This window comes from Pedobacter sp. UYP30 (assembly GCF_040547165.1).
Taxonomy (GTDB): Bacteria; Bacteroidota; Bacteroidia; order Sphingobacteriales; family Sphingobacteriaceae; genus Pedobacter.
This window is the reverse complement of record NZ_JBEPPD010000004.1, coordinates 162,042-175,075: the sequence shown is the minus strand read 5'-3', so window position 1 is coordinate 175,075 and position 13,034 is coordinate 162,042. Positions and strand designations below refer to the sequence as shown.

The following is a 13,034-nucleotide window of genomic DNA, read 5'->3' as shown; positions in this document are numbered from 1 at the left end:
TTACAAAGATACGCAAAGCGCTAAAAATTTAAGCACCAATAACGCCAACCAAATAATCTATTTGATTATCCCATATAGATTTCTTTTCGGCCAAGGTCTCATCTGTGGCAAAATCTGTAATAGACAAAGCTACATCATTGGTAAGTTCGTCTTGAACAATCTCCATTTCGAAATAGCAATGCGGATCATCTTCCAACCATTTAAACTTAACCAGCTTATTTTCCTTAATGGAAACCAGCTTTGCTTTCTGTTCCTCATCATCCCAAGTGAAGGTGTACACCTGATCTCTAAAGTTTACATCATCTGCAAACCATTGCGATAATCCATTGGGCTCGCTAATAAACGTGTACAATATTCTAGGTGAAGACTTTACTTCGTATTCAATCGTAAATTTCTTTTTTTCTGCCATGCTAATTTAGTCACAAGGTCGCTATCTGATTATTTTTTTTCCTTTATTTTTCTAAAGAAAGGTAATTTATTCTATATTTGCAACTCTAAAAAATAGCCACACTACAGAACTTGTAAGATAACTATTTTTTGGATTATTGGTAGGAATAAATACGCAATTGACTTATTTCTATTTTTTTTATTAACACCGACTCCTTGGCGGGGTAGCTCAGATGGTTAGAGCGCAGGATTCATAACCCTGAGGTCGGCAGTTCGATCCTGCTCCCCGCTACAAGAATTAAAAGCCTTTAGATGAAAATCTGAAGGCTTTTTTTTTCTGCATAAATAAATGTAAAATAAAAGATTGGCTTTATCGAGGATTGTCCTAAAAAACCAAAAACACTAGACATTTGGTCGCAAAATTATTTTCATAACCTGATAGGTAATGTCAAAATTGAGGTGCGAACTTCGCTGAGATTTCGTCTTATAATTTAATTTTTCGTTGCTAGATAGCTAAAACCACACCTAAAAAACAAATTTTAGAAAACTTATTCTATTAACTTATCGAGATTTATTAAAAAGCAAATTAGCTTATGGCCCATATTTGAACATGGCAGTTTTTTTATGGAGATTTTTATAATGACGCTTGTATCAGCGGGCCAAAAGTGTCTACAAAAACATCAGTTTACCAAATGCCTTTTACTAAACCGCTCGGCAATTAGGTGAAGTTGAGAAAATGGTTTCAGTTGAAGAAACAGCAATGAAGCCCCGTTTTTCCAAACCTGTGTAAAAGTATCTTCTAAAATTTGCTTCTCTGCTTCCCCATTACCAACCCATTTTAAAATAACACCATATAAAGGTGCAGCGTAAGTTTTGTACATTAGAATAAAAGAACTTTGATTGTCCATCAATTTATACCCATTTTATGAAGAGCCGCCATAATGAAAATTAAATCAGAAAAATAGATTTAGAAATACTGAGGTTAATTGGGTGTAACAACCTAAACAACTAGATAATTGTCCGCTAAAATGCTTAAAAAAGCAATTCAATTTGGAATATTTAAAACGTGCGAAGAATTTTTTTCTGCATGCCTGCCGATCTTTTTACAAATGACTTCTTAGCTCTGCGGCCACGGGATAAGCTTTAGTCAGTTTTGGGATCTTGTCCAGCCAAATCTTTGCCTCTGTGGCATTATCCTCCCTTACATAGCTTAAAGCCATAGAATACTCGGCAAAATACTTTACATCGGCATTTCTGGCAACAACCGTTTCCAATATTTCACGTGCTTCGAGTAAATGGGCGGTTTCTATTAATGTATTGCTATAGGCGTATGCCAGTTCTGCGTTATCAGGATTTTTAATATGTTGTGCCGCAAGCAAATGGCTGGACAACAAATAACTGCCATTATTATACAGGTACACCGCTTTGTGCATCGCAACGGTATCGCCTAAAAAGCTTTTGGGCACACCAATTTTTTCGTAATATGCGTAACTCCTGTACAAATTCGTATTCCAAGGCGCCCATATTAAAAAAACGGTCATAATACCAGCCGCAATTGCTAAAAACCATTTTAAAATAGATTTAACGGGCAAAACATCGGGTTCTTCTACCCGATAATGTTTTGTGTTTTGCGTACGTGGTGGAAAAAACGACTGCTGACTTGCGATAAGGGGTAATTGCAGTCGAAAATTTTCATGAATTTCTTTGTAATCTTTTAAGTGCTCATTTAAATCGGGCTCGTTTTTTAAACGCAGTTCATACTCATACTGTTCAAAAGAATTCATATCTCCCTCTACGTAGCGTGCGGTCAATAAAATTTTGTCTTCTTTTGTCATGTATCGAAAAAAAATCACTTGGGTAATTTACACCGAATGAACAGATTCTAAACGTAAATGCAAAATAAATGTTCTGTATTCTTAAAATATTCTTTTGGCAAAAATTTTAAAATTTGAGCAACACAGATTCTTAAAGCTAAACGTAAAATTCTATTTACTCTTAAAAATAGCCACTCCAAGTGGCGGCAAATCTACCGTAATACAAAACTCTTGATTGTTGTAATGCTCTTCTCTTGTCTCTAAATCACCAACGTTCAGTCGTCCGCTTCCGTAGAACTTTTCAGCATCTGTATTAAATAATTCCTTCCATTTATTTTTGAATGGCACACCAATTTTATAATTTTCTCTAACTACCGGCGTAAAATTACACGCCACAATTAGGGTATCATTTGGCTTTTTACCTTTACGCATATACACAAAAACGGAATCGTTGGTGTTATCTGCATCTAACCACTCAAAACCTTCGTAAGAGTAATTTAGCTCATACAAGGCTGGTTCGTTTCTATATAAAAAATTTAAGGCCTTTACCGTTTCCTGAATACCTTTATGAGGTGCAAATTTCAGCAAATCCCAGTTGAGCGATTTCCATAGATCCCATTCACTCGTATCGCCAAACTCGTTGCCCATAAACAACAGCTTTGCACCGGGATGCGTAAACATATACCCATACAATGCCCTAACATTAGCTGCTTTTTGCCACTCATCACCGGGCATTTTAAAGAGCATCGGAGATTTACCATGTACTACTTCATCGTGAGAAAAAGGTAGCATAAAGTTTTCAGAAAACGCATAACCTATGCTAAAAGCTAAGCTATAATGATGATGTTTCCGTTCGATTGGGTCTAACTTGAAATATTTGAGGGTGTCGTTCATCCAGCCCATCATCCACTTCATTCCAAAGCCTAACCCACCAGCGTAAACCGGCGAAGTAACACCAGGATAGGTACTACTTTCTTCTGCAATGGTTTGTACGCCTTCGAAGTTGCCATAAACTGATTCGTTTAAATCTTGAAGAAACTTAATCGCGCCTAAATTTTCGCACCCACCAAATTCGTTGGTACCAAAATCGCCGTCCTCTCTAGAGAAATTAAAGTAAAGCATAGAAGCAACCGCATCAACCCGCAACCCATCGGCATGGAATTGATCCATCCAAAACATGGCATTACTGATTAGAAAAGACCTGACTTCGTTTCTATCATAATTGAAAATATACGATTTCCAATCGGGATGAAATCCTTTGCGCATATCGGCATGTTCGTACAAATGAGTTCCGTCAAATTCATAAAGCCCGTGTCTATCTCCTGGGAAATGCGAAGGCACCCAATCTAAAATAACTGCAATATCGGCACGATGAAGTTCATCGATCAAAAACTTTAAATCTTCGGGACTGCCATACCTAGAGCTAGCACCAAAATAGCCGGTAATTTGATAACCCCAGCTTGGATAGTAAGGGTATTCCATTACAGGCATAAGCTCTACGTGCGTAAAGCCCATTTCTTTAACATACGGCACCAAGGTTTTGGCAATTTCTCTACAATTTAAAACGAGTTCTGGGTTTTCTGGACTTCTTTGCCAAGAACCGAGGTGAATTTCATAAACAGAACATGGCTGATCCAATGCATTTAACTTTGGGCGTTTTTTTAGCCAAGATGCATCTTTCCAGCTATAATCACTCTGCCAAACAATAGAAGCTGTTCTTGGCGGATGCTCCCAACGACGTGCATACGGGTCGCCCTTTTCGTACTCGGAACCATCAAAGCCCTTTACAAAATATTTATAAATTTCTCCTTGCCCCACATGAGGTATAAATCCTTCCCAAATACCAGATTTATCCCAACGTTTGTACAACGCATGCGTTTCTCTATCCCAGCCGTTAAAATCTCCTACTACACTTAAAAAAGTTGCGTTCGGCGCCCAAACGGCAAAGTAAGTTCCGGCTACAGACTCAATGGTTTGCAGTTGAGCACCCATTTTCTCATATAAACGAAAATGTTTACCCATCAAAAATAGGTCGATGTCGAAATCGGTAAATAAACTAAAAATCCAAACAGGCTTGTTCTTATCAATCTGATCCACAGCTATTTTTTTGACTGTAGATTTTTTAATAACCGCTTTTTTTTCAGGCGCCTTTTCTGCTTTTGCTCTACTTTTTACCTCAACCTTTTGTTCGCCCACATTGGATGAAGACATTTTCTTTGCAGCCATAATTTAACGCTTTTTATAAAGGCTGAAAGCAAAATGCACAAAGCATAAAGCTAAAACCTATATTTGAGATATTGTTTTTATTACTTGTGATAATTAATTCTAGATAAAGTAAAAAATCAGACCTTTTTGCCACCAAGATTAAAAGAGATGGTTATCAATTGATGATAATTTTTGAAAAGTTTTTATTGCATTTAAAATGCAACGTTTTTTCATCATCTATAAAAAAATTCTTAATTTCCTCATCATCTACTATAATTTTATTTATCGCAAACATTACACCCACCACATTACAATTATATGCCTCATAATTAGGCGTATATAAACCTTCTATACCCTGTTGTATTGTTAAACTTTCTAAATTGCCCTTTAAAACAAACTTCTTTTCCATGTAAATGTCTTGCTCATAGGCAAAGGTATCGCCATGGTCTTCGAACAAGAAAGAATTTACTTCGTAGCTGCTGTAATAAATGTTCAATTCTAACTCTGTAATCGGGGTTTCATTAACATATTGCATAACCGGATACTGCGGCAAAACCGTTCCGGCCCTAACAAATATAGGCATGCTATCTATTTGGGCCTCTACAACATGCTCCGTTTCTCCTTCAAGCACTTCGTGAGTCCAGAAATTATACCAAGTTCCCTTAGGCAAATAGACCGTTCTAGCCGTTGCTCCTTGCTCTAATACCGGGCAAATAAGGAGTTTATCGCCATAGCAAAACTCATCTTGCCTGTAATGATTGCCAATATTTTCTTGATCCAACATTACCAACGGGCGCAAAATTGGAAATCCGTAGCGGTGATGTTCCCAAAAAACAGAGTACAGATAAGGCATCATTTTATAACGAAGCTCGATAAATTTTCTGTTGATGTCTTCGTAAAATTGTCCGAAACTCCAAGGTTCTCTTTCTGCTGTATCTCCTGCAGAATGCGCCCGCATAAAGGGAGAAAATACGCCAAGTTGTATCCAACGGCTAAACAATTCGCCATCTGGCTCGCCACTAAATCCACCAATATCTGTTCCGCAAAAAGAAACGCCAGAAACTGCCAATCGTTGGCACTGAATATTTCCAATTTTTAAATGCTCCCAAGATGCAATGTTATCTCCGGTCCAAACGCTTGCAAAACGCTGCACACCAGCATACCCCGCACGGGTTATGGTAAAAGGCCTTTTGTTGCGCATTATTTTTTTCAAACCTTCGTATGTGGCCCTAACCATTTGCATACCATAAACATTGTGCGCCTTACGGTGAGAACCGCGATGACCATCGTAGTTGTGCCTCACGTCATTTGGGAAAGTGCCCGAACCAAATACCGCTGGTTCGTTCATGTCGTTCCAAAACCCGGCAACACCCATATCTACCAATTCTTTATACAAATTGCCCCACCAGCTGCGCACTTCCGGATTTGTAAAATCTGGAAATTGGCATCGCCCAGGCCAAACATGCCCCTCCATAAAATAATCATCGCTTCTTCTACAGAAATATTTGTTTTCTTTTCCTTCTTTAAAAACCCAATAATCATCATCTACCTTTATGCCGGGATCTATCATCACAACGGTTTTAAAACCGTCATCTGCCAACTCCTTGATCATCCGTTTAGGGTCCGGAAAATATTTTTTATTCCAGGTAAAACAGCGATAACCATCCATGTAATCAATGTCAAGATAAATGGCATCGCAAGGAATTTTCCTATCTCTAAATTGCTTTGCAATATCCTTTATTTTCTCTTCTGGATAATAGCTCCAACGACATTGTTGATAGCCTAATGTCCACTTTGGTGGCATTGGATGCGTACCTGTAAGGAGGGCGTAGCGTTTAACTACATCCATCATGTGTGGGCCGTGTATGTAATAGTATTGCAATTCACCTCCGTCTGACCAAAAACTGGTTTTATTGGAATCTTCTTTTCCGAAATCGAAATACGATTTAAACGTATTATCGAAAAAGATACCGTACGCGGCACCACTATGTACGCCAATATAAAACGGAATGGTTCGGTACAAAGGGTCTTGATCCCAGCCATAAGAATAAGCATCAGTGTTCCAGTTCTCAAAACGACGTCCACGCAAATTAAAATTCCCTGATTTATCACCAAGGCCGAAAAAGTTTTCTTCGGTATTACATTTTTTGGTTGCATAAACATAGTAGCCCCCAAACTCTATATTCTCTTCCCAATGCATAGAATTTGGTTCATCTACCATAACAAGGTTGCTCAAGTTATCTAGAAAAGAGATGTGAAAAGTTGCCTTTTCTATTTTACAGGTTACCGCATGAGTAGAGATGGTATAATAATCTTCATACTCTTCCATTTTAAAAACAGACACTTTTTGGTCTACCTCTGGAACAGCATAAGAAAAATCATCTAAAAAAACGCTGTGAGGTGCCAAGCGCACCCTAATTATTTCGTCGCTAACTACCCTTACCTCTACCGAAGCATTTCCATCAGAGAAATAATACTTATTACCGTCTTTCTTAACATCTATCACAGCGCCCAAATATTGTTTAACGATGGGCTTTACAGATATATCTACCGGATTATTTAAGTGTTGAATCTCCTTTTCTTTCTCAATTAATTCGTCTACTTCTTCCGGTTTGTTGTCTTCCAATTTCATCTAAATTAAGTGTAATGTTTTATAGAATTGAGAGCTTTAAAATACTATAATACAAATATTTTACAAAAATGCAGTATTAAATCCAAAAATATCGCCTTTGTAAAAAAAATACAAAGGCGATGAATGCTGTGCAGTAAGTAATTTTGTTTGATGAATTTGTTATGGATTAAAACTTACCGAAACATAATAAACCGCGCCTGCATCTGGATTTCCATAAGATGTGATGTAATATTTATTTAGAATATTAGATCCACCAATTTTGAATACAGAATTTATCGAAGGCACTTTTAAGTTCAGTTGTGCATCGGCAGTTGAAAATGCTGGTACTTCGCCAGATACGAATGTAGAATTCCAATAGAATTTATCTTGCCAACGATATTGAACGTTGAAACCAACATTTTTGAAAATCTCCTTACTACCGATACCCAAATTGTATCTAATTTCTGGTGTATTGAAGGTATTGATGATGTTTTCTGGCAACTGGCTAAGTTTATTGTAAGAAACGTTTCCACTAAGGTTAAGCTTGCGAATAAGATATTCTAGTCCGAATGCACCTCCATAACTTTTTACGTTTCCAGGTGTATTGGTCGCCACACTAAACTTTACCGCATTGGTAGTGGGGTTTTGATATAAATCTACTCCGCCAATAAAATCTTTGTAAATGTTATAATATCCATAGGTATCTATCAACAAATTTTTAACAATTAAACCTTTATATCCCAGTTCCAACGCTTGCACACTTTCGGGTTTTAACGCTTGCGCAGAAAAAGAATATTCTTCCAATACGCCAGGATTCGGCGTGCCAGCTGCAACAGTTGCTAGAAACGCTCTATAACTTTGTGCCGTAACACCTTTATTATCATAAAGATTGTATTTGTTTAACAATTCTGGCAATCCACCAATTAGCCTTGTGGAACCGCCGCCAACTGCCAAATCTATGTATTGATCTTGTGTAGTAGGATTTCTAAAGGCCGTTTGATAAGAGACCCGTATGTTATTATTTTTGGCAACGGTAAAAACACCGGTTACCCTAGGCGTAAACCTACCCTCGAAGTTTTTGCTCTTGTCATATCTTCCAGAAACGGTAAGCTTAAATAGGTCGCTAAACTTACGGCCCACTTGGGCGAAAGCTCCGTACTCAGAAATCACAATCGATCTAGTTGCATCGTCAAAAATAGTTCCATCAGAGTGCAAAAAGTAATCGCGATAAGAAGCGCCAACCTGAACATCGACCACATTGTTTAGTAAACTTGTAAAATTGTACAGCCCTTCGTAGTGGTAAAGATTTGTTTTATCGTTAAACTTTGCTCCGTTTTGCGGCCCGATTGATTTGCTAGTAATGTTGTCTTTCGCCGTTTCAAAACTCGGGCTTCCTGGCAAAAACCTACCTTGATCTGCTGCAGCTCGTGCAGTTGCGTAGGAGCCGGTAGCTAGGTAGGTCCCGATGTATTGCGGAAACCACGTGGTGGAGGGCTTCCAAGCCTCGTTAATGAAAGTACCTAAAATGGTTGCGTTATAAGCTTTACCAGAACGCTCTTGAGTAGTGTAAGCTCTCAAGAAAAAATCATCTCCGCGCAGTTCTAATTTATATTGGCCAATGCTAAAATCTCTTAAAGAATACCTATCTGTGCCGGTGTAAACCGAAGTTCCTGTACCATAATTTACCTGAGCAATGGCTTGGATGGTAGGCGTAAATTTATAATAAACAGCACTAGATGTTTTTAGGGATTTGGTATCATAATCTACCAAATCTCGCTCTGCATACCCAGTTCTAGAGACAAACTGATTTGGAATTAGGTTATTTTTTAGACCATAGTAAAACGGAAGATAACCATTTAAAACCGTTGGCCTAAGGGCAGCCGGAATATTTGCATTTACAAAACCAACGTAGCTTGCGTAAGGTGTATTTGCTGGCAATAAATTTAGCGTGTTCTGAATATTTAGGGCGCCACCTGTAGCAGCCAAAATACCTGCCCTTGTTTTTGCCTCCACACTTTGAGATACGTTGATCATGTTCTGGCTAATTTCATCACCGTATACATTTATCCCGTCATAGTTTGGATCAGAATTTCTGTCTCCAGGTTTTGCAGTTCTTCCAATTCTATCGAAATTACTGGTGTTGCTTGCCGACCAATCTCTGGCCTGCAAAAACGAGAAAGATGTTTTTACCCCAAACTTATTGTTCCAAGATTTTGCCAAGCGAACATCTAACTGGTTGTACGGCTTTGTACTCGTATTGCCGTCATTTACATGGTTAATGCCTGTTTTATATTGAAAGCTTGCACCTTGGTAACGAAAAGGATCTTTCGAAGTCATTAACAACGTACCACTAATGCCACCTGCGCCATAAAGCGCAGAAGACGCACCGGGCAATAATTCTACATTATCTACATCAAGCTCTGTCATGCCCACAATGTTTCCAACAGAAAAATTTAGGCCTGGCGCTTGATTGTCCATACCGTCTACGTATTGATTGAAACGGGTATTGCCGTTGCTATTAAAGCCGCGAGTATTTATAGATTTAAACGTCAAACTTTGTGTACTTACCTCCACTCCTTTTAAGTTGGCCAAACCATCGTAAAAAGAGGGCGCAGGAATTTCCTTAAGTGCTTCTGCATTGATACGCTCTATGGTAACCGGCGATTCTAAAATTCTCTCTGGTGTTCTCGAAGCAGAAATCACTACGTCTCCGCCCAGCGTAATAGCCGTTCCAAGCTCAAAGAAAATGCCAGTAGTGCTTCCGGTAATTTGCTTCTCTTCTCGGCCAAACCCAACGCTACTTGCCACTAATGGAAAGGGCAATTTTGCAGACGTTGTAAATGTAAACTCACCTGCACTGTTGGTAGAAGTGCCGCCAGATTGCCCAACAATAACCACACTAGCGCCAACTACTGGTTCTTTGGTATCCTTATCGGTTACCGTACCGCTTACCCTATGGGTTTGCGCATGCAGCGTTAAAGCTGCGCTGAATAGCATTAATGCTACACAGCCTAATCGGGTAAACATTCTGCTCATAAATTTAAGATTTTGGTTAGAACTTATTTGGTCTTATAAACTTAGTGGGTTTTATCCAATTAAACAAATTATGCATGCATAATATTTTATAAATATTTTAATTTTGATTGCTGTCTTGATTGTAGTAATTTGCAACATAATGCTAGCCAATATCTTCAAACTAATTTAAATTATTTTCACCTCAATTCGAATGAATAAGATTAAAGCCGTATTTTGCATTATCGTACCCATTGTTTTGGCAGTCTTGTTAAATACAGGTTTGGGACCGCTACCCCCGTTGTTAAAATTTTTGAACCCTTTTATGGGCTTTTGGCAAAATGCAGAGAACAATCATTTCAGTTTTAACCACACCATAAAAATAAAGGGCGCGAGAGAAGAAATTAAAATCTCTTTTGACGATAGGATGATTCCTCACATTTTCGCTAAAAATGACCATGATCTTTATCTTGCTCAAGGTTACGTTACCGCCATGCATCGCCTTTGGCAAATGGATTTCCAAACCATGTATGCAGCAGGTCGACTGTCGGAAATTGTTGGAAAAAAAGCAATAGAGGTAGATCGTTATCAGCGGCGCATGGGCATGGTTTACGGAGCAGAAAACACTTTAAAAGGCATGATGGCTAACCCAAAATCGAAAGAAATGGTATTGGCTTATACCGATGGCATTAACGCTTATATCCAAAAACTTTCTAAGGCCAACTACCCTATAGAATACAAAATTTTAGATTACAAACCAGAACCCTGGACGCCCATAAAGTGCGCTTTGCTGCTAAAGCAAATGTCTTCGGTATTGGCTATGGGCTCTGACGAGTTTTACATGACCAATATTTTAAAAAAATACGGTCCAGACGTGGTGAAAAATCTTTTTCCAGACTACCCATATAAGGAAGATCCGATTATCCCGGTAGGTACGCCATGGGATTTTAACCCCTTAGCTATTCCAAAAACACCACAATCTTTTATAAACGCCACAACCGGCGATGTAAAACAAACGCAAAAAATTGACGGAATTGGCAGCAACAACTGGGCACTTTCTGGATCTAAAACGGCATCGGGTTACCCAATTTTAGCCAATGATCCACACTTAGATTTAACACTACCTTCTATTTGGTACCAGATACAACTTTCTGCACCCGGTATTAACACCTACGGCGTTTCATTGCCAGGCGCACCAGGAATTGTTATTGGCTTTAACAAAGATATTGCTTGGGGCGTTACCAATGTTGCAGCAGATGTGCTAGATTTTTATCAGACTAAATTTAAAGACAGCACGCATCAGCAGTTCTGGTACAACAATAAGTGGAATAATACAACCACTCGTTTTGAGAAAATAAAAATTCGAGGAGCAAAAGACGAAGTTGATACCGTTTATTACACCAACCAAGGCCCCGTTGTGTATTTCCAAAAACCGGACTTTGCCCGCGCAAATAATGTGCCTGTGGGCGATGCTTTGCGTTGGATTGCGCACGATGAATCGGATGAACTGATGACCTTTTACTATTTAAACAGGGGAAAAAACTACGAAGACTATCGGAAAGCACTAACGTATTACACCGCGCCTGCGCAAAATTTTGCATTTGCTAGTGTAAAAGGCGACATCTCCATTACCCCGAATGGAAAATTTCCGTTGAAATGGCCGGATCAGGGGAAATTTATTTTAGATGGTAGCGACCCTGCATACGATTGGCACGGATTTATTCCTGCAGACCAAAACCCAACGGTAAAAAACCCACCTCGTGGATTTGTGAGTTCGGCCAACCAATCTTCTACAGATAAAACTTACCCATACTTTATTAATTGGGAATTTGGAAGTTACGAACGCGGCAAACGCATTAATGACAAGTTAACCGCCATGAAAAACGCTACGCTGGATAGCATAAGGTTAATGCAAGGAGATAGTTACAGCATTTTGGCCCAAAACATTTTGCCAAAGCTTTTAAGCCTTGTCTCCATAGAGAAACTAAATGGAACCCAAAAAGAGGCATTCGATGATTTAAGCAAATGGAACAAGCGGTATAATGCGGATGAAATTGCAGCGAGTGTTTTCGAAATTTGGAACCAGCGCCTAATGTACAATATATGGAATGATGACTTTACCATTGCGGGCATCCCGATGCGTTATCCATCCAGAGACCGAACAGTAGAAATGATTTTGAACGAACCCAATTCTAAATGGTTCGACAATGTAAACACGCCTCAAAAAGAAACCCTTACCGATTTGGTAAACGAATCTCTAAAATACGCATGCGACAGCTTGGAAAAAAGGTTTGGCCCAATAGGCAAAAAATGGGATTGGGCTAACGTTAAAGAAACCCATGTGCCACATTTGGCTAAAATACCTGGATTTGGTTCTAAAACCCTATACATTGGTGGAGCAAAAAGCACTATCGATGCCATTAGCGAAACCAACGGCCCATCGTGGCGTATGGTAGTAGAACTTGGCAAAACACCAAAAGGGCATGGCGTTTTTCCGGGCGGGCAATCTGGCAATCCAGGCAGTAAATTCTACGACGATATGATAGACACTTGGGCCAATAATCAGCTCTATGATCTTTATTTAATGAAATCTGCCGACGATAAATCTGCAAAAATCATCACCAAATTAACCATCCTATCTAAATAACTATGGTCTTCATCGCAATTATCATTGTATGTTTCCTACTTCAACTCATATTACCCTGGTGGATTATTGTTGTCATCTCTTTTGCAACCTGTGGTATTATCGGAAAAACTGGAAGGATAGCCTTTTGGCAGTCTTTTTTTGCCATCTTCTTGCTTTGGATAGGTTATGCACTTTTTAAGACCATCCCAAACGACAATATTTTAGCAAGTAGAGTTGCCATAATGTTGCAGGTAAATATTTGGTGGCTGCTCTTACTCATAACTGGTTTTTTGGGAGGTTTAGTTGCAGGAATTAGCGGCTACTGTGGCTATCAGTTTAGAATTTCGATGTTGGTTAAAAAAAATCAGAAAACTTAATT

General features: G+C 38.8%; 8 protein-coding genes and 1 tRNA gene. 3 read left to right on the top strand and 6 right to left on the bottom strand.

The window, feature by feature from the left end:
• Positions 1–28 precede the first annotated feature (28 nt).
• Positions 29–409 carry an START-like domain-containing protein gene (locus ABIB40_RS06745; protein ID WP_354357298.1) on the bottom strand — a complete coding sequence of 127 codons (381 nt, stop codon included), beginning with the start codon at positions 407–409 and terminating at the stop codon, positions 29–31.
• A 196-nt stretch (positions 410–605) separates the two neighbouring features.
• Here ABIB40_RS06745 and ABIB40_RS06740 point away from each other — a divergent pair.
• Positions 606–679, top strand: a tRNA-Met gene (locus tag ABIB40_RS06740).
• Between the two features lie 388 nt (positions 680–1,067).
• Here ABIB40_RS06740 and ABIB40_RS06735 read toward each other — a convergent pair.
• The 5 genes from ABIB40_RS06735 to ABIB40_RS06715 all read right to left on the bottom strand — a co-directional run bounded on the left by ABIB40_RS06735 (position 1,068) and on the right by ABIB40_RS06715 (position 10,053).
• Positions 1,068–1,295, bottom strand: a complete 228-nt coding sequence (locus ABIB40_RS06735) for a hypothetical protein (RefSeq protein ID WP_354357296.1) — start codon at positions 1,293–1,295, stop codon at positions 1,068–1,070.
• Positions 1,296–1,490: 195 nt separating this feature from the next.
• Positions 1,491–2,222, bottom strand: a complete 732-nt coding sequence (locus tag ABIB40_RS06730; protein ID WP_354357294.1) for a tetratricopeptide repeat protein — start codon at positions 2,220–2,222, stop codon at positions 1,491–1,493.
• A gap of 150 nt (positions 2,223–2,372) precedes the next feature.
• Positions 2,373–4,427: a 1,4-alpha-glucan branching protein GlgB gene (glgB, locus tag ABIB40_RS06725; protein WP_354357292.1), complete on the bottom strand. Its 2,055-nt coding sequence runs from the start codon at positions 4,425–4,427 to the stop codon at positions 2,373–2,375.
• Between the two features lie 154 nt (positions 4,428–4,581).
• Positions 4,582–7,038 carry a glycoside hydrolase family 31 protein gene (locus tag ABIB40_RS06720; protein ID WP_354357290.1) on the bottom strand — a complete coding sequence of 819 codons (2,457 nt, stop codon included), beginning with the start codon at positions 7,036–7,038 and terminating at the stop codon, positions 4,582–4,584.
• Positions 7,039–7,197: 159 nt separating this feature from the next.
• The gene (locus ABIB40_RS06715; RefSeq protein WP_354357288.1) at positions 7,198–10,053 is read right to left on the bottom strand and encodes a TonB-dependent receptor domain-containing protein; all 2,856 of its coding nucleotides are present in this window, start codon (positions 10,051–10,053) and stop codon (positions 7,198–7,200) included.
• Positions 10,054–10,243: 190 nt separating this feature from the next.
• On the opposite strand from ABIB40_RS06715, the gene ABIB40_RS06710 reads away from it, so the two are divergent.
• Complete coding sequence (locus tag ABIB40_RS06710; RefSeq protein ID WP_354357286.1) at positions 10,244–12,676, top strand: penicillin acylase family protein; 2,433 nt, start codon at positions 10,244–10,246, stop codon at positions 12,674–12,676.
• 2 nt (positions 12,677–12,678) lie between these two features.
• Positions 12,679–13,032, top strand: coding sequence for a hypothetical protein (locus ABIB40_RS06705; protein WP_354357284.1), 354 nt, complete (start codon positions 12,679–12,681; stop codon positions 13,030–13,032).
• The last annotated feature ends 2 nt before the right edge of the window (positions 13,033–13,034 follow it).